The organism is Xanthobacter sp. ZOL 2024 (assembly GCF_052932325.1).
On sequence record NZ_CM128808.1, the window covers coordinates 601,548 to 623,636 of the forward strand.

The following is a 22,089-nucleotide window of genomic DNA, read 5'->3' on the forward strand; positions in this document are numbered from 1 at the left end:
GCACAACCTGCGTCTCCAAATAAAATAGCGAGGAACGCACATGGCCATCGGAGAGTTCACGGGGGCGACACAGCGCCCGGCGCACGTGGAAACTGGCGTGGATCTCGGTCTGTCGACGCCGTTGTACTGGCTCTACGAGATGGGACATGCTGCTCTTAATCCCTCCCGCGCCATGGCCGACGCCAGCCGCCTGTTTCTGAAAAATCCCATTAATCCGGTCTCTCACACCACGCTCGGCAAGTCGATGGCGGCGGCGTGCGAATTGTTCGAGCGCACCACCCGACGTTACGGAAAGCCCGACTGGGGAATCACCGAGACCGTGTCCAACGGCCAGCGGGTGCCGGTGCATCTGAATACCGTCTGGCACCGGCCGTTCTGCAATCTGCTGCATTTCGAGCGGGCGTTCGAGCATCCGCCGCGGCAGCGCCAGCCCAAGCTGCTGGTGGTCGCCCCCATGTCGGGGCATTACGCGACCCTGCTGCGCGGCACTGTGGAAGCCATGCTGCCCAACCACGACGTCTACGTGACCGACTGGGTGGACGCCAAGCTGGTGCCGGCCTCGGAAGGGCAATTCACCCTCTCCGACTATGTCGACTACATCATCTCCATTTTCCACCGCCTCGGCGGCGACTGCCATGTCATGGCGGTGTGCCAGCCGGCGGTGCCGGTGCTGATGGCGGTGGCGCGCATGGAGGCGGAAGACGACCCCTATGTGCCCAAGTCCATGATCCTCATGGGCGGCCCCATCGACACCCGCGAAACGCCCACGGCGGTGAACGCCCTCGCCAAGGATCGCGGCATCGACTGGTTCCGCCGCAACGTCATCACCACCGTGCCGTGGCCCCATTCCGGCGCGCTGCGCGAGGTCTATCCCGGCTTCCTGCAGCTCAACGGCTTCATGAGCATGAATCTCGACCGCCACCTGCAGGCCCATTGGGACCTGTTCACCCACCTGGTGAAGGGTGACGGCGATTCGGCGGAAAAGCACCGCGAATTCTATGACGAATATCTCGCCGTCATGGATCTCACCGCTGAATTCTACCTCGAGACCGTCGAGAACGTGTTCATCACCCACAGCCTGCCCAAGGGTGAGATCATGCATCATGCCCAGGTGGTGAAGCCGGAGGCAATCCATCGCGTGGCGCTGATGACGGTGGAAGGGGAGAAGGACGACATCTCCGGCATCGGCCAGACCAAGGCCGCCCATCGCCTGTGTCCGCGCATTCCAGAGGACAAGCGGGCCCATTGGGAGCAGCCGGGCGTCGGCCATTACGGGGTGTTCAACGGCTCCCGCTTCCGGGCCGAGATCGCACCGCGCATCGCCGATTTCATCCTGTCCCAGGAGCTGCCGCGCGGCACGGTGCGCGACAAGGTGGAGCCGGCCCCCGCCCCCACCGGCAGCGACGAGCCCGACGTGTTCGCCCTACCCGCCAAGGTCACCGCCCTTTATCCCCGGAATGCTGCGCCCTAGCTCTGGTCGGGGGCCCGCGAACCGGAGAAGATGACATCAAATCGTCATCAGGCTCCTCAAGACTGGTGCCCTCATGCCGCTGTTTCGCCGCCAGGACCTGAAGGCGCCACGGGCGCCCACCGAAGCCATCGAGCTGGCGCTCGATGGTGAGGTTCTGCACGTCGCCGTGCGCCGGCATCCGCAGGCCCGGCGGCTCACCCTGCGGGTGCGCGCCGCCGCGCGCGACGTCACGCTGACCGCTCCGCCCCACGTCTCCGCGGCCACCGCCGCCGATTTCGTGCACCGGCATCGGGAGTGGGTGCGGGTGCGCCTCGGCCGGCTGCCGGAGGTGGTGCCCTTCGCCCCGGACGCGCTGGTGCCCATCCGTGGCGTGCCCCACCGCATCATCCACCGCCCCGAGGCCCGCGGCACCGTATGGCTGGGCGAATGGGAGCCGGGCGCCCCGGCCCTGTTCGTGGCCGGCGCGGCCCCCCACGTGGCCCGGCGCGTCAGCGATTTCCTCAAGCGCGAAGCCCGGCGGGAGCTCACCACCAGCGTGCGGCGTCACGCCCAGGCGCTCCAGGTCGAGGTGGGCCGGCTGACCCTGCGGGATACCGCCAGCCGCTGGGGCTCCTGCTCGGCCCGGGGCGATCTCTCCTTCTCCTGGCGGCTGATCCTGGCGCCGCCATCCGTGCTCGACTACCTCGCCGCCCATGAGGTGGCGCATCGACTGGAGCTGAACCACGGCCCGCGCTTCTGGCGGCATGTGGAGCGGATCTTCCCGGCCCGGCGCGAAGCCGAGGCCTGGCTGCGCCACCACGGGGCGAGCCTGCACCGCTACGGCGCGCCTTAAGGTCCATCCACCGTCAGCAGAGGCCACCGGAAGGCCCACGCGGATGGGGAGCCATCAGCGGCGCCTGCGGCCTGGACCGTCGGCCCCGCGCCCGGCCGCCCTGTGTGCTCCCCTGTCCTTCAGGTCTTCGGCGGGTGGGCGAACAGAACGCGCGTAAGCACTGGCAGGGCGATGGACAGGCCCACGAACCGGAACAGGTGGTGGGCGCTCATGAAGGCCGGGTCATAGCCCATGGCGAAGCCCAGCGCCGCCATGGCTTCCAGCGCGCCGGGCGCGAAGGCGGTGAGCACCTTGCCGAAGTCGTCGCCGGTGAGGTGCACGGCGCACAGGGCGAAGGCGGCGGACACCACGATGGAGACCACGAACGCCCCCACCGACACCACGATGTAGGAGCGGATGGTGGCGAGCCGGGTGCCGAGGAAGCGCACCCCCACCCCGGCGCCGAGCACCACGAAGGCCGGCAGCAGCAGCAGCGGCGGCACCACGGCATCGGACCAGCCGCACAGGTGCATGCCGGCACTGCCGACCAGGGCCCCGACGATGAGGCCGCCCGGCAGCCGCAGCGCCGCCGCCGCAAGGCCGCATGCGGTGGTGACGGCGAACAGGATGAGGACATCCAGCATCCCGGAGACATGGGGCGGCGGCTGCAGCCCGCCGCCCGCGAGGCCGGTGACGCCCAGCACATTGGGCAGCGCCGCCACCAGCAAGAACAGCCGCACCGTCTGCACGAAGGCCACCTGCCGCAGGTCGGCCCGGGTCTCCTCCGCCATGGCCATCACCGCCGAGAAGGCGCCGGGGGTGGAGGCGAACAGGGCGGTCTCCAGCGACCAGCCCGCCACCCGCGTGAGGAACAGCACGCCGGCGAGCATGCTGCCCACCACGCTGGCGGCCAGACACGCCATGCTGATGGGCCAGCTGCCGGCCCGCACCAGCATGTCCGGGGTCAGCACCGTGCCCATGGAGGTGCCGAGGATGATGAAGGCCACGAACCGCAGCCCCTCCGGCACCGCCACCTGCACCCCCGCCAGCGCCAGGACGAGGGTGAACACCAGGGCGCCGGAGATCCAGCCGGCCGGCAAGCCGAGCCACCAGAACACAGCGCCGCCGAGCGCGCCCGCGCCCAGTGTGGCCAGGGCCGCCAGCCCCTGTTGCACGGCGGCGGGCGAGGGGCCTTTCACGAGCGGTCGAACGCGGTCTCGAGGGCGGGCGCCGCTGCCCCACCATGGGCGCGGATCCAGGCGGAGAGCCGGCGCGCGGCCTCCTCGAGCTGAACCGCGCCACGGGCGAAGCACAGGCGCATGAAGCCCTCGCCACCGGGCCCGAAGGCGGTGCCGGGAGCGATGCCCACATTGGCCTCGTCCACCAGCCGCAGCCCTAGCCGGGCGACATCCCGATGGCCGTTGATGCCGAAGAACAGGTAGAAGGCGCCATCGGGCTTCACTAGATCCACCTTGCCGGTGGCCAGCAGCGCATCGGCGACGATGTCCCGGCCGGCCCGCGCCCGGGCGATCTGCTCGGCCACGAACGGCTCGCCCTGCTCCAGCGCGGCGATGGCACCGCGCTGCATGAAGGCGGCGACGCCGGAGGTGGAATATTGGATGAGGTTCTCCACCACCTGCCCGAGCCGCGGATCCGCCTCGATCCAGCCGATGCGCCAGCCGGTCATGGCCCAGTTCTTGGAGAAGGTCTGCACGAAGACGATATGGTCGTCCGGCGTCATGATGTCGTGGAACGACGGCGCCCGGGGCGCATCGGCATAATAGAAGCGCCCGTAGATCTCATCGGCGATGATCCACAGACCATGGCGGCGCGCCAGCGCCAGCACACCCTCCAGCTCCGCCCGGGTGGCCACGAAGCCGGTGGGGTTGGCGGGCGTGTTCATGAAGATCGCCCGGGTGCGGGGCGTCACCGTCGCCTCGAACCGCTCCATGTCGAGCCGGAAGCCATCGGCGCCGTAACGGAAGGGCACGGCCACCGGCACCGCGCCGGTCTTCTGGGCCGCGGCGGCGGCATTGGGCCACGAGGGCGAGGGAATCAGCACCTCGTCCCCCGCCGCGAGCGCCATGGCGAACGCGATGAGAATGGATTGCATGCCCGATCCGGTCACGAAATACCGCTCTGGATCCTCGGCCACGCCATACACCCGGCTCATGTAGCGGGCGATGGCCGCCCGCAGCTCCGGAAGGCCGCGCTGCCAGGTGTAGAAGGTCTCGCCGGCGTGCAGCGCGGTGGCGGCCGCCTCGCAGATGAAGGCGGGGGTCGGTACATCTCCTTCCCCTGCCCACAGGGGAATCATACCCGGCCGGTCGCGCCCATAATTCATCACCTCGACGATGCCGCTCTCCGGCAAGGCGAGAATGTGCGCGCGCACCTGCTCAAGATAGGCGGCATCGGTGACGGAGGGTGACAGCGGCATGACGAAATCCTGAACCTGCGACGTGTTCGGCGCCGGACCATAAGGCCGCCGCGCGCCGGAAACCCATCAAATCGATTGAAACACCCATCACCGGTGATGATGGGCTTGCACCACCGCAACATGGTTTTGCGAACCGAGCCATTGTTGCCACCGCCCCGGCTGCCTAAATGGCAGTGACCACCTTTATTGCCCCTTCCCTTCTTCGGATTTTCCCATGACTCAGAAGATCGACCAGGCTGCCATCGACCAGCTTTTCCTCAACGCGCGCTCCCACAACGGCTGGACCGAGACCCCGGTGACCGAGGCGGAGCTGCGGGCGCTATACGACATCGTGAAGTTCGGCCCCACCTCGGCCAACACCCACCCGGCGCGCTTCGTCTTCGTCACCAGCGCGGAGGGCAAGGAGCGCCTGAAGCCGGCGCTGTCGCCCGGCAACCTCAAGGCCCTGGCGGCGCCCGTCATCGCCATCGTCGGCTATGACCTGAACTTCTATGACAAGATTCCGGAGCTGTTTCCGCACAACCCGGGCTTCCGCGACCTGTTCGTGAACACCCCGGCGATGGTGGAACCCCACGCCTTCCGCAACTCGTCCCTGGAAGGCGCCTATCTCATCATCGCCGCCCGGGCCCTGGGCCTCGACGTGGGTCCCATGTCCGGGTTCGATGCGGCCAAGGTTGATGCGGAATTCTTCCCCGGCGGCACGGTAAAGACCAATTTCATCGCCGCCATCGGCCATGGCGACCATTCCAAGCTGTTCGATCGCCTGCCGCGCCTCGCTTTCGAGGACGCCGCCAAGATCGTCTGATCCTTCAACCCTGCCCCGGGAAGACGCCCCTCGCCGGCCCTGCCGGCGGGGGGTTTTTGTTGCGGTCGGCCGGCGGCTCAGTCGACGCCGGGATCGGCGGTGAAGCCGGCGGCAACGATGCCGGCGATGGCACAGGCCTCGTCATTGTCCGAGGTATCGCCAGACACCCCGACGACGCCGATGATCTGGCCGGCGCCGTCGCGCACCAGCACCCCGCCGGGCACCGGCACGAGCGAGCCGCCGATGGCGCTGGCGGCGGCGCTGATGAAGAAGGGCTGGTCCTTGGCCCGCTTGAACAGGGAGCGCGAGCCGATGCCCAGCGCCAGGGCGCCATCGGCCTTGCCGCGCGCGATCTCGCCGCGCTTGAGGCTGGAACCGTCCTCCGCCGCGAATGCCTTGAGCGCGCCGCGGACGTCGAGCACGCAGATGGCCAGCGGGTTCATGGCCTGCGCGCGGCCATGGGCGAGGGCCGCGGCAATGAGGACTTGCGCCTGATCGAGGGAGAGGTCGGCGGCAGAGGCGGTCATGGGGATCTCCAATGGTCGAGGCGGGCGCCCCTCGGGGTGGGTTGAGCTTGTCTAGACCAAATCACCGGGGCGTTGAATGGGTGGGGGGCGATGGCGCGGGCTGAAGCGGCGCCGATTTCAGGCGCGCCTCCAGCTGCGCCTCCACCTTCACCAGCGGCGCCGGCGAGACGCTGAGCTCGCCCTGGAACGGACGATCCATGATGAACAGCAGTGCGCTCAGCATGCCGAGACCGGCGATATAGAGAATCGGCAGCGGATGGCGCGCCTGCGCCCCCTGCAGGCAGGCCGCGCAGGCGAACAGCAGGCACAAAAGCGCGCCGAGCACCCACCACATCACCGTCGGCAGGCCCCCCCGGGCGATGCCCAGCCGCGCCGCCCGATCGTCCTGCACATCATCGAGATTCTTGTCGATGTCGTTGGAAAAGCGGGCATCGAGCGGCAGATTCTCCAGCAGCGCATCCACCTCCAGCTGCAGGCGCGCCAGCGCCGCCGCGGTCTCCGGCGCCTCGCCGCCGCCGCGGCGCATGGCGGCCCAGCCGGAGGTCACCACCTCGCGCACATAGGCGCGCAGCGCCAGCCGCGCCGGGCCGGGATCCATGATGGACGAGGCACCGTTGAGGGCGCGATCGAGCTGGTAGACGTTGGCCGCCTCACGGCTGACGTTCAGATCCGCGGTGCGGAACTGGCCGATGGCCTGCACCAGCGAGAAGCTGAGGAACACCCCCGCCAGCGGTCCCAGCACCTTGAAGGTGTCCAGGGCGGCCGCCGAGCGCGCCTCCGCGCCCTCCCGCGGCAGCAGCCGCCCCAGCCGGTGGACGAGGGCCAGCACCAGCAGCAGCACGACGGCGACGCTCAGCACGATCAGGACGTTCGGCCACTGCGCAAGGTGGTCGGCAAAGCTGACGATCATCGGGGGCCCCTCCTCCACGAGGTCCCGCCCGCCACGGGCCCCACGGCGCCTCTTAGTTCAAGGTTGGCCATGGCGTCCATCGCTGCGGGGGCGACTTTTTTCACCGTGCCGGCCCCGGTCGTGGCAGCATGCGCCACCGTCGAATCTTTCCGCCGTGCCGCGGCCGCCCGCCCCAGATGCGCGGGCGCAGCCGGCGCGCCGGACCGCCCGAGGCCGCCATGACCGCAGCGTCCACCTCCGCCTTGCCCCGCCGCAGCCGCGAGCCGGGGCATCGTCGCAAGTTTCTGGTGGTGGTGGACGACACGCCGGAATGCGACCGCGCCGTCTATTACGCCAGCCGCCGTGCCGCCGGCACCGCCGGAGCGGTGGTGCTGCTCGGTGTGCTGGAGCTCGAAGGGGCGCGCCAGCAATGGCTGGGAGTGGCCGACCTGATGCGCGCCGAGGCCCATGACGACATGAGCAGCCGGCTCGACAAATTCGTCGCCCGCGCCCGCCAGGTGGCCGGGGTGGATGCCGAAACCGTGATCCGGGAAGGCTCCAAGGCCGAGGCGGTGACGGGCCTCATCGCCGACGATCAGGATATCGCCATTCTGGTGCTGGGCGCCGGAGTGGGCAAGGAGGGCCCCGGCCCGCTGGTCAGCGCGCTGGTGGGCTTCCAATCCGGGCATTTCCCGGTGCCCATCACGGTGGTGCCGGGGGCCCTCACCGATGCCGAAATCGACGCCCTCGCCTGACCCGCCCCGCCGCCGCCCGGGCGCCTGCCCGACCCACGCCGGTTGCAGCCCACCTTGTAGCCCGGCCTTGCACCCCGGCCTTGCACCCGGCGGGATTCCCGCTATATTAGCCCCGTCCCCTGATGGGGATGCCTCAGCGCCATCGCAGTCGAAGGTGATGAGAGTGGGCCCCACCGGGACCCGCTCCGTTTCTGTTTATCCGGCCTTCCACGCCGGACCGGCCACGAACCGCGCAGGCCAGTCTCCGCCCCAAGCGGACCCGTTTCCCAGCCGCGCGCCATCGGCGCCCGGCGCCAGCCGTCCCGGAGGGACATGACCGAGACCCTCGTCGCGCTCGACGATCCGAACGAGCCGCGCCTCATCACCGAAACCGGAGTGGCCGCCCGCGTGGCCGCGATCGCCGACGGCGTGCTCGGCGGGCTGGGCTATCGGCTGGTGCGGGTGAAGGTGACGAACCGCGATGGCGGCACGGTCCAGATCATGGCCGAACGCCCCGACGGCACCATGAGCATTGACGATTGCGAGGCGGCCTCCCGCGCCCTCTCGCCGGTGCTGGACGTGGAAGACCCCATCGCCAGCGCCTATCGCCTGGAAATGTCCTCCCCCGGCATCGACCGCCCGCTGGTGCGCCGCTCCGATTTCGTGCGCTGGGCCGGACACGAGGTGAAGGTGGAGATGGCCGCCGCCGTGGCCAGCCGCAAGCGCTTCCGCGGCCTGCTGATCGGCGTCGAGGGCGATAGCGCCGTGGTGCGCCGCGATGACGCCCGCGCCGACGAGGACGCCACCGTTCAGCTGCCCATGGCCGACATTCACGACGCCAAGCTGGTGCTGACCGACGCCCTGATCACCGAGGCCCTGCGCGCCGCCAAGGCCGCCGGCCAGGAGCTGGACGACGACGAGGAAGCCTTCCTCGAAGGCGCCGACGGCGAAGCTGCGGACGACGCCGACGCGCCCGCCGAGAGCGCGTCTGGCCGCAAGACCGCAGCCAAATCGACCGCCGGCAAGCCGGCGCCTGCGGGCAAGGCTGTGGCCAACAAGGCCGCTACCGGCAAGGTGGCGGGCAAGAAGGCCAAAGGCAAAAAGGCGGGGGCCAAGAAGTCCAACGCCAAGAAATCCAATTTTGAGAACACCGGCAGCGTGAAGGAGACGCACTGATGGTGGCCGTCAGCGCAAACCGACTGGAGCTTCTGCAGATCGCCGACGCGGTCGCCCGTGAGAAGTCCATCGACCGCAGCATCGTCATTGCCGCCATGGAGGATGCCATCGCCAAGGCCGCGCGCTCGCGCTACGGCCAGGAGACGGACATCCACGCCGACATCAATCCGCGCACCGGCGAATTGCGCCTCGCCCGCCACCTGCTGGTGGTGGACCAGGTGGAGAACCCGGCCACCGAGATCACCCTGGATGGCGCCCGGCGCCACAATCCGGCGGCCCAGGTCGGCGACACCATCGCCGACACCCTGCCCCCGTTCGATTTCGGCCGCATCGCCGCGCAGAGCGCCAAGCAGGTGATCGTGCAGAAGGTGCGCGAGGCCGAGCGCGACCGGCAGTATGACGAATACAAGGACCGCATCGGCGAGGTGCTGAACGGCCTCGTCAAGCGCGTCGAGTATGGCAACGTGGTGGTGGACCTCGGTCGGGGCGAAGGCATCCTGCGCCGTGACGAGCTGCTGCCGCGCGAGACCGTGAAGACCGGCGACCGCATCCGCGCCTACATCTATGATGTGCGCCGCGAGCCGCGCGGCCCGCAGATCTTCCTCTCCCGCACCCATCCCCAGTTCATGGCGAAGCTGTTCGCCCAGGAAGTCCCGGAGATCTACGACGGCGTGGTGGAGATCAAGGCGGTGGCCCGCGATCCCGGTTCCCGCGCCAAGATCGCCGTCATCTCCCGCGATTCGTCGGTGGATCCGGTCGGCGCCTGCGTCGGCATGCGCGGCTCGCGCGTGCAGGCGGTGGTGAACGAGCTGCAGGGCGAGAAGATCGACATCATCCCCTGGAATCCGGACATCGCCACCTTCATCGTCAATGCCCTGGCCCCTGCGGAAGTGGTCAAGGTGGTGCTCGATGAGGAGCGCGAGCGCATCGAGGTGGTGGTGCCCGACGCCCAGCTGTCGCTGGCCATCGGCCGTCGCGGCCAGAACGTGCGGCTCGCCACCCAGCTCACCGGCTGGGACATCGACATCATGACCGAGCAGGAGGAGAGCGAGCGGCGGCAGAAGGAATTCGCCGAGCGCACCAAGATGTTCTCCGAGGCTCTGGACCTGGACGAGATGATGGGCCAGCTGCTCACCTCCGAGGGCTTCACCTCGGTGGAGGAGATCGCCTATGTGCCGATCTCCGAGCTCGCCTCCATCGAAGGCTTCGACGAGGACACCGCCGCCGAGCTGCAGTCCCGCGCCCGCAAGCACCTCGCCGAGGTGGAAGAGGCGCTGGATGCCCGCCGCACCGAACTGGGCGTCGAAGATGCCCTGAAGGATGTCCCCGGCATCACCTCCAAGATGCTGGTGGCGTTCGGCGAGAACGACATCAAGACCGTCGAGGACCTGGCCGGCTGCGCCACCGATGACCTCATCGGCTGGAGCGAGCGCAAGGATGGCGAGACCATCCGCCATGCCGGTGCCCTGGACGGTTTCGAATTCACCCGCGAAGACGCCGAGCATCTCATCATGCAGGCGCGCGTGGCGGCTGGCTGGATCAGCGCCGACGACCTCGCCCCCGCGGGCGAGGACGACGACGCCTCCGCCAACGCCTGAGATCAGGAGATGACCCACGGTGCTTGCACAGCCTGTCGAGGACGAGACGGACGAGGGACCGCGCAGCGTGACTGCCGCGCGGGCGCCTTTGTCACGCCTGTGCCTCGCCACGCGGCAGGTCACCCCGGTCACCGACATGATCCGCTTCGTGGTGGGGCCGGACGGAACCATCGTTCCCGACCTCACCCGTAAGCTGCCCGGACGCGGGGCCTGGGTCTGCGCCACCCGTGGAGACCTCGAGACAGCGTTGAAGCGCAAGGCCTTCGGCCGCGCGTTCAAGGGCAAGGGCAAGGCCGGCCCCGAACTGGTCGCCCTCGTCGACACCCTGCTGGACAAGGACGCCCGCGCCAGCCTTTCCCTTGCCAACAAGGCGGGACAGGTGGTGACCGGCAACGCCAAAGTCGAATCCGCACTCTGCTCCGGGAGCGTCGCCGTGCTGCTGCACGCCGGCGACGCGCGCCCCGACGGCGTACGAAAGCTCAACGCCCTGGCCCGCCAGATTGCCGCAACGTCCGACCATGAGGCGCGCCATGCGCCGATGGCGATCGTCGATTGCTTCCCCGGCATTGATTTGGACTTGGCGTTAGGGCGGTCAAATGTGGTACATGCGGCCCTGCTTGCGCATCCGACGACGGCGGGATTTCTCGCGCGCTGCCGCAGGCTCGAACGTTGGCGGACCGGATCGTCCGTCGATGGCGAGCGCGGGGCGGGTCCCGTGAGCAGTGCCCAGGCGGCTCTAAGTCCATCGGGAGAGGACCAGAACCGCACAGGTGAGGACAGCAGCCGCGCGCCCGGCCGGATGCAAGGAACGGATAAGGTATGAACGATACGAAGACACCCGGCGACAAGACGCTCCACCCCGCCCCCGGCAGCAAGACGCTCACCCTGAAGCGCCCGGTGGAGCAGGGCACGGTGCGCCAGAGCTTCAGCCATGGCCGCTCCAAGGCGGTCGTGGTGGAGAAGGTGAAGCGCCGCGTCATTGCTCCCGGCGAGACGGGGCAGGCCGCCCCGGCTGCGCCCGCGCCCGCGCCGGCGGCGCCGGCCGCGCCACGTCCGGCTGCGCCCGCTCCCAGCGCGCCGGTGGCCCCCGTCGAAGCCAAGGCGCCCGCGGCGCCGGTGCCGGCAGCACCGCCCGCGCCCGCGCCCGAACCCGTCGCCAAGGCGCCCGAACCGGCCAAGGTGGACGTGAAGGCCGAGGTGAAGGTGGAAGCACCGGCGCCCGCGCCGACCGCGAAGCCGGCCGACGTGCCGGCTGACATGCCCGTCGAAAAACCGGTTGAAGCCCCTGCGGCCCCCGCTCCGGAAGCCAAGCCTGTGTCCTCTGCTCCCACCACGCCCGTTGCCCCTCCGGCGCAGGCGGCGGCGCCTGCCGCCCCGCGTCCCGCGACGTCTTCGACTTCCTCCGGCAGCCGCGCCTCCAGCGGGCCGCAGAGCAGCTCCGGCTCCCGTTCCGGCAGCTCGGCCGGCACCGCGCAGCGCTCCGGCCAGGCCGGCGCCCAGCGCCCCGCGGGCCCCGGCGCCAGCCGCCAGGGTCAGCAGGGCCATGGTCAGGGCCAGCAGGGTCGCGGTGGCTCCGGCGAGCGCCGGCCCGGTGGTCCCGCCGGCCGCCCCGGCCAGCGCCAGGGTGGATCTGGCGTGGTGCTGCGCACCCTGACCGATGATGAACGCAATGCCCGCGCCAACGCCCTTGCCGACGCCCGCGTCCGCGCCGTCGAAGAGCAGCGCATGGCCGAGGAGCGCCGCGCCGCGGAGGAGGAAGCCCGCCGCCGCGCCGAGCGTGAGCGCGCCGAGCGCGCCGAGCGCGAGGCCGCCGAAGCGCGCAAGCGCGAAGAGGACGCCCGCCGCGCCCAGGAAGAGGAAAGCAAGCGCCGCGCCGAGCAGGAAGCGCGCAAGCGCTTCGGCGACGAGCAGGGCTCGACCGGCACCAGCCGGCCGGCCGGTGGCGCCGCGCGCCCCGCTGGCACCACCACGGCCCGTCCGCTCGCCCCCCGGCCCGCCGGCACCGCCGAAGCCGAGGAGGAGGAGCGCCGCGCCGCCCGTCGCGGCCCCGGCGCCCGCCCCGCCGCCCCGGTCAAGGTGCCCCGCGCCCCCGCCGGCCCGGAAAAGCAGCGCGGCCGCCTGACCGTCGTCACCGCTCTGTCGGGGGATGAGGAGCGCCAGCGTTCGGTGGCCTCGTTCCGCCGCCGCACCCAGCGCATGACCGGCAACCGCGCTCAGGAGAGCAAGGAAAAGATCGCCCGCGAGGTGATCCTCCCCGAGACCATCACCATCCAGGAACTCGCCAACCGCATGTCGGAGCGGGGCGTGGACGTGATCCGCCTGCTGATGAAGCAGGGGCAGATGCTGAAGATCACCGACGTGATCGACGCCGACACCGCCGAGCTGATCGCCGAGGAGATGGGCCACACGGTGCGCCGCGTCTCGGAATCCGACGTGGAAGAGGGCCTGTTCGACACGCCCGACGCCGCCGAGGACCTGCTGCCGCGCCCGCCGGTGGTGACCATCATGGGTCACGTCGACCACGGCAAGACCTCGCTGCTGGACGCCATCCGCAAGGCCAACGTGGTGTCCGGCGAGGCCGGCGGCATCACCCAGCACATCGGCGCCTATCAGGTGACGGCGCCGTCCGGCGGCAAGGTCACCTTCATCGACACCCCCGGCCACGCCGCCTTCACCGCCATGCGTGCCCGCGGCGCCAAGGTGACGGACATCGTGGTGCTGGTGGTGGCCGCCGATGACGGCGTGATGCCGCAGACGGTGGAAGCCATCCATCACGCCCGCGCCGCCGGCGTGCCGATCATCGTGGCCATCAACAAGATCGACAAGCCCGGCGCCAAGCCGGAGCGGGTGCGCACCGAGCTGCTTCAGCACGAAGTGCAGGTGGAAAGCCTGGGCGGCGAGACGCTCGAGGTGGAGGTCTCCGCCAAGGAGCAGCTCAACCTTGACAAGCTGCTCGACGCCATCTCGCTGCAGTCGGAAATCCTCGATCTCAAGGCCAACCCCGACCGCGCCGCCGAAGGCACCGTGGTCGAGGCGAAGCTCGATCGCGGCCGCGGCCCGGTGGCCACCGTGCTGGTGCAGCGTGGCACCATGCATGTGGGCGACATCGTGGTGGCCGGCGCCGAATGGGGCCGCGTGCGCGCCCTCATCTCCGACCTCGGCAGCAACGTGAGCGAGGCCGGCCCGTCCATGCCGGTCGAGGTGCTCGGCTTCAACGGCACCCCGGAGGCGGGCGACCGCCTGGCGGCGGTGGAGAACGAAGCCCGCGCCCGCGAGATCACCGATTATCGTCAGCGCCAGAAGCGCGAGAAGGCGGCGGCCCGGTCCTCCGCCATCCGCGGCTCGCTGGAACAGATGATGAGCCAGGTGAAGTCGTCTGGCCGCAAGGAGTTCCCGCTCATCATCAAGGGCGACGTGCAGGGCTCGGTGGAAGCCATCATCGGTGCCCTCGAGAAGGTCGGCAACGACGAGGTGCAGGCCCGCATCATCCATTCGGGTGCCGGCGGCATCAACGAGAGCGACGTGACCCTGGCGGAGACATCCGGCGCGGTGATCATCGCCTTCAACGTGCGTGCCAACAAGGAAGCCCGCGACGCCGCCGACCGGGCGGGCGTGGAGATCCGTTACTACAACATCATCTACGACCTCGTGGATGACGTGAAGCACGCCATGAGCGGCCTGCTCGCCCCCATCACCCGCGAGACCATGCTGGGCAATGCGGAGATCCGCCAGATCTTCGCCGTGTCCAAGGTCGGCAAGGTGGCGGGCTGCCTGGTCACCGACGGTGTGGTGGAGCGCGGTCAGCATGTCCGCCTCATCCGCGACAACGTGGTGATCCACGAGGGCAAGCTCTCCACCCTCAACCGCTTCAAGGATGCGGTGAACACGGTGCACGCCGGCCAGGAATGCGGCATGTCCTTCGAGAACTACCAGGACATGCGCGAAGGCGACGTCATCGAGTGCTATCGCGTGGAGACGGTGCAGCGCTCGCTCTGAGCAGCCCCGCCCCTGGCGCCCCCTCTCCCCAGCGGAGAGGGCGACGCCGCGACGACGCCCCCCTCTTCGACCCCGGATCGCCGGTCGGCGCCCCCCTTTCAAGGCGGCGGCGGCGAACCGGAGAAAGGGTTCGTTGCCCCCCCGGGAACCCAAGGGGCGCCTCGGGGCTTGAGACATATGGAGTGAACCGGAGCGGCATGGTCCAAACCCATCCGCTCTCGACTTGAAGACAAGACGCCCCGGCCCCGCCGCGCGGTGTCGAAGAGGTTTTTGAACAGATGAGATCCCAAGCCCGCACGGGAGGCGGCCCCTCCCAGCGCATGCTGCGCGTCGGCGAGCTGGTGCGCCACGCTTTGGCCGACGTGCTGTCCCGCGGCGACCATATCGACCCGGTGCTCTCCGGCCATATCATCACGGTGCCGGAAGTGCGCATGTCGCCCGACCTGAAGATCGCCACCTGCTTCGTCATGCCCCTGGGTGGCAAGGACATCGGCGCAGTGATCAAGGCCCTGGCGGCCAACGCCCGCCACCTGCGCACCGAAGTGGCGCACCGGGTGGAGCTGAAATCCGTGCCGGAGCTGCGGTTCCGTGAGGACACCTCGTTCGCCGAGGCTGCCCGCATGGACGCGCTGCTGCGCACCCCCGAGGTCGTCCGCGATCTCGACAGTGACGACGAAGAGACCAACCGCGAATGACAACCGCATCTGCCGCATCCGCCGCTCCCGCCGCCGCGCCGGAGGAACCCGAGGCCAGCCCCGCCGCCGACGCCCAGCGCCCCCCGCGCGGCCACGGGCGCGGAAACGACAATCGCCAGCAGGACAACCGCCCCCGCACGCCCAAGCGCGACCTCGACGGCTGGGTGCTGCTCGACAAGCCCACGGGCATGACCTCCACCCAGGCGGTCACCGTGGTGAAGCGCCTGTTCTCGGCCAAGAAGGCCGGGCACGCGGGCACCCTGGATCCGCTGGCGTCTGGCTGCCTGCCCATCGCCTTCGGCGAGGCCACCAAGACCGTTCCCTATGTGATGGATGGCCGCAAGACCTATCGCTTTACCGTCCACTTCGGCATCGAGACCGATACGGACGATGCCGAGGGCAAGCCGGTGGCCACCTCCGAGCTGCGCCCGAGCGACGACGAGATCCTGGCCGCCCTTGCCCCCTTCCGGGGCGAGATCCAGCAGGTGCCGCCCGCCTATTCCGCGCTGAAGATCGGCGGCGAACGCGCTTACGACCTGGCCCGCGAGGGCGCGGACGTGGTGCTGGAGGCGCGGCCCGTCACCATCTATCGCCTCGACCTGGTGGAACGGCCCGATGCCGACCATGCGGTGCTGGAGGCGGAGTGCGGCAAGGGCACCTATGTGCGCGCCATCGCGCGCGATCTCGGCCGGGCCCTGGGCGCCCGCGGCCATGTCTCGGCGCTGCGACGCACCTCGGTGGGCCCGTTCCTCGAGGATGACCTCGTTTCCCTGGATGAGCTGCGCGAGCGCGCCGACGCCGGCGAGGCGGATCTGATAGAGGCGCTGGACCCGGTGGAGTTCGCCCTCGATGAGATTCCGCATCTCACCGTCACCCCACCCGACGCGCACCGGCTGCGCTGCGGCCAGAGCGTGATCCTGCGCGGGCGCGATGCGCCCATCGTCGAGGGGCATGCCGCCGTGTTCTGCCAGAGCGGCCTCATCGCCATCGGCGATGTGGAGGCGGGTGAAATCTACCCGCATCGGGTGTTCAACTGGGCGCGGCGTCCGCGCCCCCGGGCCCTCGACACCGAGCGCTGAGACCGCTCCCGCGCCGGGGCCAACATTCCGCTGGCCCCGAAAGGGAATTCGGCTATAGTCCCGGCGCGAAAGCGGCGCCCGATGCCATTCGGGCGCCGGTTTTCGCATTTGCATTCGACCGTGCTGGACGACATCCCGGCCCGGCCGACTGGCGCTCCTCCCCGCCCTGGCGGTGCGACGGCGCGCCTTTTCCACTCCGTTTGAAAGGACACTGCGATGTCGATCACGGCCGAGCGCAAGCAGGAGCTCATCAAGGATTTCGGGACCAAGGACGGCGACACCGGTTCGCCCGAGGTGCAGGTGGCGATCCTCACGACCCGCATCGTGAACCTCACCGAGCACTTCAAGTCCCACCACAAGGACAACCACTCGCGTCGCGGGCTTCTGAAGCTCGTCTCGCAGCGTCGTAGCCTTCTCGACTATCTGAAGAAGAAGGACGAGGGCCGCTACAAGTCCCTGATCGAACGTCTCGGCCTGCGCCGCTGATGTTACGCCGGATCCGCGCGGGTCTTCCGTTCGGGTCCGGTCCCCTCCCGCCGGTTTCGGCGGGCCCATGTGCGGCTGCGTCCGCAGATGGTCTTATGAACCCCCTGGCCCGGCCCTTTTCTGCGCCGGTGCCGCGCATGCCCCCGTGGCGTGCCATCGCAGCAGGCATGGGGCCGGCTGCGGGTCCGCGAAGCAAGGGACGAACCATGGCAGGATCGCCGGACGCAACCGTCGGAGCCCCTTCCCCGGAAGGTGCGCTTCGCGCGGCGCGTCCGGCCGTCTTGCTCATGGCTCGCCTCGTTCGCCAATAGAGAAAGACGACGCATGTTCGACATTCACAGCGAAACGCTGGATTGGGGCGGAACCACCCTCACCCTGGAGACGGGCAAGATGGCCCGCCAGGCCGATGGCTCGGTGCTCGCCACCTACGGCGACACCAAGGTGCTCGCCACCGTGGTTTCCGCCAAGGAGCCGAAGCCCGGCCAGGACTTCTTCCCCCTGACCGTGAACTACCAGGAAAAGTCCTACGCCGCCGGCCGCATTCCCGGTGGCTATTTCAAGCGTGAGGGCCGCCCCTCCGAGAAGGAGACCCTGGTCTCCCGCCTCATCGACCGGCCGATCCGCCCCCTGTTCCCCGATGGGTACAAGTGCGACACCCAGGTGATCATCACCGTGCTCGCCCACGACCTGGAGAACGACCCCGACGTGGTCTCCCTGGTGGCCGCCTCCGCCGCCCTCACCCTCTCCGGCATCCCCTTCATGGGCCCGGTGGGCGCCGCCCGCGTCGGCTTCATCGACAATGAATACGTGCTCAACCCCACCGTGGACGAAGTCAAGGAAAGCGACCTCGACCTGGTGGTGGCCGGCACCTCCGACGCCGTGCTGATGGTGGAATCGGAAGCGAAAGAGCTGCCCGAGGAGATCATGCTGGGCGCCGTGATGTTCGGCCACCGGCACTTCCAGCCGGTGATCGAGGCCATCATCAAGCTGGCCGAGAAGGCCGCCAAGGAGCCCCGCACCTTCCAGCCCGCCGACGTCTCCGCCGTCGAGGCCAAGGTGAAGGAAATCGCCGAGGCCGACCTGCGCGCCGCCTACAAGATCAAGCAGAAGCAGGCCCGCTATGAGGCGGTCGGCGCTGCCAAGTCCAAGGTGAAGAAGTATTACGAGGAGCTGGCGCTGGGCGGCACCGCGGTGCCCAACGGCCAGGTGGTGGCCGAGGTGATCAAACACCTCGAAGCCCAGATCGTGCGCTGGAACATCCTCGACGACGGCATCCGCATCGACGGCCGTGACGTGCGCACCGTGCGCCCCATCGTCTCGGAAGTCGGCATCCTGCCGCGCGCCCACGGCTCCGCTCTGTTCACCCGCGGCGAGACCCAGGCCCTGGTGGTCGCCACTTTGGGCACCGGCGAGGACGAGCAGTTCATCGACAGCCTGGAAGGCACCTACAAGGAGCACTTCCTGCTGCACTACAACTTCCCGCCCTTCTCCGTGGGCGAGACCGGCCGCATGGGCTCCCCCGGCCGCCGCGAGATCGGCCACGGCAAGCTCGCCTGGCGCGCCATCCACCCGATGCTGCCCGCCAAGCACGAGTTCCCCTACACCCTGCGCGTGGTCTCCGAGATCCTGGAGTCCAACGGCTCCTCCTCCATGGCCACCGTCTGCGGCTCCTCGCTGGCGCTGATGGATGCGGGCGTGCCGCTGCGGCGCCCGGTGGCGGGCATCGCCATGGGCCTCATCCTGGAAGGTGAGAAGTTCGCCGTGCTGTCCGACATCCTCGGCGACGAGGATCACCTCGGCGACATGGACTTCAAGGTGGCCGGCACCGAGCAGGGCGTGACCTCGCTCCAGATGGACATCAAGATCGCCGGCATCACCGAGGAGATCATGAAGGTCGCCCTGGCCCAGGCCAAGGACGGTCGCACCCACATCCTCGGTGAGATGTCCAAGGCCCTCACCAGCGCCCGCGCCGAGCTGGGCGAGCATGCCCCGCGCATCGAGGTCATGAAGATCCCGGTGGACAAGATCCGCGAAGTGATCGGCTCCGGCGGCAAGGTGATCCGCGAGATCGTCGAGAAGACCGGCGCCAAGGTCAATATCGAGGACGACGGCACCATCAAGATCGCCTCGTCTTCGGGCGACAGCATCAAGGCCGCCATCAACTGGATCAAGTCCATCGCTTCCGAGCCGGAAGTGGGCCAGATCTATGACGGCACTGTCGTGAAGGTGGTGGACTTCGGCGCCTTCGTGAACTTCTTCGGTTCCAAGGACGGCCTGGTGCATGTCTCCCAGATGGCCAAGGAGCGGGTGAACAAGCCCTCCGACGTCGTCAAGGAAGGCGACAAGGTCAAGGTCAAGCTCATGGGCTTCGACGAGCGCGGCAAGACCCGCCTGTCCATGAAGGTGGTGGACCAGGTGACCGGCGAGGACCTCGAGGCCAAGGAAAAGGCCGAGCGGGACGCCGCCAAGGCCGCCAAGGATGAGAACGGCGAGGCCGGTTCGGCGGAGTGATCCGCCGGCGCCTTGCGCTCCAGAACGCGAAAGGGCGGCCCTCAAGGCCGCCCTTTTTCTTTGCCCGAAGACCGCCGCGCGGTGCTCTAGGCCTCAGATCAGCGGCGCCGCGATGGGTCGCGGGAACCCTGCCTGCCAAGGCCGTCGTGCTTGTCCTTGCCGTCGCGCGCCGGCGGTCTTCCCCTCGGTCTTCTGCCCCTGCCTACCCAGCGCGCAAATCCCTTCTCCCGCTTGCGGAGGAGGGTGAGGGAGGGGGCAAACCGGCCAGGGTGTGCCCCCTCCCGGAAGTCCAACGCAGAGCGGCTTTCACAGCTGAGGCGCCGTCAGTTCGCGGACGCTTCCGTCTCGGCGGAGCCACAGTCGGGCCTGCGCCTTCCCCCCTCCCCGGCCCTCTCCCGCGAACGGGAGAGGGAGCACCGGGGCGCGAGCGGATAAGCGCCCCGTCTCAGTGAGCTCTGCTCCTCAGTGGAGCCCGCGCGGGACCGCCCGCCGCTCAGAACAGCTTCATGCCGGGGGGCAAAGCGAGGCCGCCGGTGAGGGCCTGCATCTTCTCCTGCATCACCCGCTCGGCCTTGCCGCGGGCATCGGCCAGGGCGGCGACAATGAGATCTTCTACGATCTCCGCCTCATCGGGCTTCAGCAGCGAGGGGTCGATATGGATGGCCTTGCACTCGCCCTTGGCGGTGACGCGCACGGTGACGAGGCCGCCGCCGGAGGCGCCATCCACCTCCACATTCTCCAGTTCCGCCTGCATCTGCTGCATGCGCTCCTGCAGCTCCTTGGCCTGCTTCATCATGCCCAACAGGTCGCGCATCGCCTCACTCTCCTTCACTCAATATTCGATCTCATCATCCGGCCCGGGGCCGGAATAGGCGTCGTCCTCGGCGGGAGGCAGCGCCTCGCTGGCCTCATCCTCGCGGGTGCGCACATCCACCACCTCGGCGCCGGGGAAGCGCGCCAGCACCGCCGCCACCAGGGGATGGGCCTTGATGCCCTCCTCCCGCTCGGCGCGGCGGGCGTCCTTCTCCTCGGCCAGCGTCGGGCCGCCCAGCTCCTGGGAGAGGGAGACCAGCCAGCGCCGGCCGGTCCATTCGGACAGCTTCTTGGCGATGTTCTGCACCACCGTGGCGCTGCCACCGGGGGCAAGGGCGAGCTCGATATGGCCGTCCTCGAACTTCACCGGCCGCACCTGGGTTTCCACCGCCAGCTTCAACAGCAGATCGCGCTTCTCACTGGCGAGGGCCGCCACATCGGCGAGGCTGGCGAGCTGTGGGCCCGCCTCCACCGCCGGCGCCCGGACGGGCGTCGGCGCCGGCTGCGGCGCGGCGGTCGCCGCCGCCAAAGCGAGCCGCGGGGCAGAAGCGGTCACGGGGGCGGGCATGCCAGCGGTGATGGGCGCGCCCATCGCCGCCGCCATGGCCATGGCACCGCCGGCCCCGCCGGAACCGCCGCCGGGGCCGGCGCCCGGGCTGGAAACCGGCTGGTCCTTCAGCCGGCGCAGCGCTTCATCGGGGGTGGGCAGATCGGCGGCATAGGCGAGGCGCACCAGCACCATTTCCGCCGCCTGGGCGGGCTTGGGGGCCTGCTGCACCTCGCTGATGCCCTTCTGCAGCATCTGCCAGGCGCGGGCCAGCACCCGCATGGACAAGCCGCGAGCCATCTCCACCCCGCGCACCCGCTCGGCCTCCACCAGCGCCGCGTCATTGGCGGTGTCGGGGACGATCTTCAGGCGGGTGACGAGATGGGTGAAATCGGCGAGATCGGTGAGGATCACCGCCGGATCGGCGCCGGAATCATATTGGTCGCGGAATTCGGCGAGGGCCTTTGGCATCTCGCCGCGCATCAGCGCCTCGAACAGATCGATGACGCGGCCCTTATCGGCAAGGCCGAGAAGGCGCCGCACCTCTTCCGCCGAAACTTGCCCGCCGCCATGGGCGATGGCCTGGTCCAGCAGCGAGAGGCTGTCGCGCACCGAGCCTTCCGCCGCCCGGGCGACGATGGAAAGAGCCTCCGGCTCGATGGCCACCCCCTCCTTGGCGCAGATGCCGGAGAGGTGGGCGGCGAGCACGCCGGCATCCACCCGCCGCAGGTCGAAGCGCTGGCAGCGGGAGAGCACGGTGACCGGCACCTTGCGGATCTCGGTGGTGGCGAAGATGAATTTCACATGTTCCGGCGGCTCCTCCAGCGTCTTCAACAGGCCGTTGAAGGCGGCGGTGGAGAGCATGTGCACTTCGTCGATGATGTAGACCTTGTAGCGGGCCATCACCGGGCGATAGCGGGCACTCTCGATGATCTCGCGGATGTCGTTGATGGAGGTGTTGGACGCGGCGTCCATCTCCATCACGTCCACATGGCGGGATTCGATGATGTCGCGGCAGTGCTTGCCCGGCACCGAAAGATCGAGGGTGGGCCCGCCGGGCGCGCCATCCATGGGTTCGTAATTGAGCGCCCGGGCGAGGATGCGGGCGGTGGTGGTCTTGCCCACGCCGCGCACGCCGGTGAGGATATAGGCCTGGGCGATGCGGCCGGAGGCGAACGCATTCTTCAGGGTACGGACCATGGCCTCCTGGCCGATCAGGTCCGTGAAATTCTGCGGCCGGTATTTGCGCGCCAGCACCCGATAGGCGCCGGGGCTGGCGGGGGCGGGAGCGGTCGTCACGGGAACCGGCGCAGGCGGCGTGCCGAGATCGAGGCCGGCGCCCAGATCGTCCTGGGCCTCGCCGTGCGCCTCATCGCTGCGCTGATCCTCGCTCATGACGCGGCCTTCGAGAAGAGAAAGACGGGGGACATGCCCCATACATAGCATCGCGGGCGCGCGCGTCGATGGCCCGCGCCCGGAAATGCACGGCCGCACCCCGCCTGTGGAAGGCGACT

The 22,089-nt window shown here is 69.4% G+C and carries 18 protein-coding genes; 12 read left to right on the plus strand and 6 right to left on the minus strand.

What is annotated here, in order from left to right; genetic code table 11:
- Window positions 1-40: 40 nt before the first annotated feature.
- Both ACU4E7_RS02970 and ACU4E7_RS02975 read left to right on the plus strand, forming a co-directional pair.
- Window positions 41-1,471, plus strand: coding sequence for a polyhydroxyalkanoate depolymerase (locus ACU4E7_RS02970; protein WP_273546098.1), 1,431 nt, complete (start codon window positions 41-43; stop codon window positions 1,469-1,471).
- A 73-nt stretch (window positions 1,472-1,544) separates the two neighbouring features.
- On the plus strand, window positions 1,545-2,303 hold the full coding sequence (locus ACU4E7_RS02975; protein WP_238120535.1) for a M48 family metallopeptidase: 759 nt from the start codon (window positions 1,545-1,547) through the stop codon (window positions 2,301-2,303).
- Window positions 2,304-2,422: 119 nt separating this feature from the next.
- Here the strand turns inward: ACU4E7_RS02975 and ACU4E7_RS02980 are convergent, their stop codons facing one another.
- Both ACU4E7_RS02980 and ACU4E7_RS02985 read right to left on the minus strand, forming a co-directional pair.
- Entirely contained in the window at window positions 2,423-3,481 is a 1,059-nt protein-coding gene (locus tag ACU4E7_RS02980; RefSeq protein WP_447020596.1) for an AbrB family transcriptional regulator, read from the minus strand.
- A complete protein-coding gene (locus tag ACU4E7_RS02985) occupies window positions 3,478-4,719 on the minus strand; it encodes a pyridoxal phosphate-dependent aminotransferase (RefSeq protein ID WP_447020597.1) in 1,242 nt (413 codons plus the stop codon). The genes ACU4E7_RS02980 and ACU4E7_RS02985 overlap by 4 nt, the downstream gene beginning before the upstream one ends.
- Window positions 4,720-4,933: 214 nt before the next feature.
- Here ACU4E7_RS02985 and ACU4E7_RS02990 point away from each other — a divergent pair, with 214 nt between their 5' ends.
- Window positions 4,934-5,524, plus strand: a complete 591-nt coding sequence (locus tag ACU4E7_RS02990; protein ID WP_447020598.1) for a malonic semialdehyde reductase — start codon at window positions 4,934-4,936, stop codon at window positions 5,522-5,524.
- Between the two features lie 77 nt (window positions 5,525-5,601).
- Here the strand turns inward: ACU4E7_RS02990 and ACU4E7_RS02995 are convergent, their stop codons facing one another.
- Together ACU4E7_RS02995 and ACU4E7_RS03000 are read right to left on the minus strand one after the other, a co-directional pair.
- Window positions 5,602-6,051 carry a GlcG/HbpS family heme-binding protein gene (locus tag ACU4E7_RS02995; protein WP_447020599.1) on the minus strand — a complete coding sequence of 150 codons (450 nt, stop codon included), beginning with the start codon at window positions 6,049-6,051 and terminating at the stop codon, window positions 5,602-5,604.
- Between the two features lie 61 nt (window positions 6,052-6,112).
- On the minus strand, window positions 6,113-6,961 hold the full coding sequence (locus ACU4E7_RS03000) for a bestrophin-like domain (RefSeq protein ID WP_447020600.1): 849 nt from the start codon (window positions 6,959-6,961) through the stop codon (window positions 6,113-6,115).
- A 218-nt stretch (window positions 6,962-7,179) separates the two neighbouring features.
- Here ACU4E7_RS03000 and ACU4E7_RS03005 point away from each other — a divergent pair, with 218 nt between their 5' ends.
- The 9 genes from ACU4E7_RS03005 (at window position 7,180) to pnp (ending at window position 19,215) form a co-directional block, all read left to right on the plus strand.
- Window positions 7,180-7,695 carry a universal stress protein gene (locus tag ACU4E7_RS03005; RefSeq protein WP_447020601.1) on the plus strand — a complete coding sequence of 172 codons (516 nt, stop codon included), beginning with the start codon at window positions 7,180-7,182 and terminating at the stop codon, window positions 7,693-7,695.
- Window positions 7,696-8,007: 312 nt separating this feature from the next.
- A complete protein-coding gene (gene rimP, locus ACU4E7_RS03010; RefSeq protein WP_447020602.1) occupies window positions 8,008-8,850 on the plus strand; it encodes a ribosome maturation factor RimP in 843 nt (280 codons plus the stop codon).
- On the plus strand, window positions 8,850-10,448 hold the full coding sequence (gene nusA, locus ACU4E7_RS03015; RefSeq protein ID WP_238120527.1) for a transcription termination factor NusA: 1,599 nt from the start codon (window positions 8,850-8,852) through the stop codon (window positions 10,446-10,448). The genes rimP and nusA overlap by 1 nt, the downstream gene beginning before the upstream one ends.
- 19 nt (window positions 10,449-10,467) lie before the next feature.
- Window positions 10,468-11,271 (plus strand): RNA-binding protein, encoded by an 804-nt coding sequence (locus tag ACU4E7_RS03020; protein ID WP_238120526.1) that lies wholly within the window; start codon window positions 10,468-10,470, stop codon window positions 11,269-11,271.
- Window positions 11,268-14,444 carry a translation initiation factor IF-2 gene (infB, locus tag ACU4E7_RS03025; protein ID WP_447020603.1) on the plus strand — a complete coding sequence of 1,059 codons (3,177 nt, stop codon included), beginning with the start codon at window positions 11,268-11,270 and terminating at the stop codon, window positions 14,442-14,444. Before ACU4E7_RS03020 ends, infB begins: the two co-directional genes overlap by 4 nt.
- A 278-nt stretch (window positions 14,445-14,722) precedes the next feature.
- A complete protein-coding gene (gene rbfA, locus ACU4E7_RS03030) occupies window positions 14,723-15,139 on the plus strand; it encodes a 30S ribosome-binding factor RbfA (RefSeq protein ID WP_447020604.1) in 417 nt (138 codons plus the stop codon).
- Complete coding sequence (truB, locus tag ACU4E7_RS03035) at window positions 15,136-16,218, plus strand: tRNA pseudouridine(55) synthase TruB (RefSeq protein ID WP_447020605.1); 1,083 nt, start codon at window positions 15,136-15,138, stop codon at window positions 16,216-16,218. The genes rbfA and truB overlap by 4 nt, the downstream gene beginning before the upstream one ends.
- A gap of 216 nt (window positions 16,219-16,434) precedes the next feature.
- On the plus strand, window positions 16,435-16,704 hold the full coding sequence (gene rpsO, locus ACU4E7_RS03040; protein ID WP_238120522.1) for a 30S ribosomal protein S15: 270 nt from the start codon (window positions 16,435-16,437) through the stop codon (window positions 16,702-16,704).
- Window positions 16,705-17,028: 324 nt separating this feature from the next.
- A complete protein-coding gene (pnp, locus tag ACU4E7_RS03045) occupies window positions 17,029-19,215 on the plus strand; it encodes a polyribonucleotide nucleotidyltransferase (RefSeq protein ID WP_447020606.1) in 2,187 nt (728 codons plus the stop codon).
- 493 nt (window positions 19,216-19,708) lie between these two features.
- Here the strand turns inward: pnp and ACU4E7_RS03050 are convergent, their stop codons facing one another.
- On the minus strand, window positions 19,709-20,029 hold the full coding sequence (locus tag ACU4E7_RS03050; RefSeq protein ID WP_238120518.1) for a YbaB/EbfC family nucleoid-associated protein: 321 nt from the start codon (window positions 20,027-20,029) through the stop codon (window positions 19,709-19,711).
- Window positions 20,030-20,047: 18 nt separating this feature from the next.
- Entirely contained in the window at window positions 20,048-21,970 is a 1,923-nt protein-coding gene (locus tag ACU4E7_RS03055) for a DNA polymerase III subunit gamma/tau (RefSeq protein WP_447020607.1), read from the minus strand.
- Window positions 21,971-22,089: the final 119 nt, after the last annotated feature.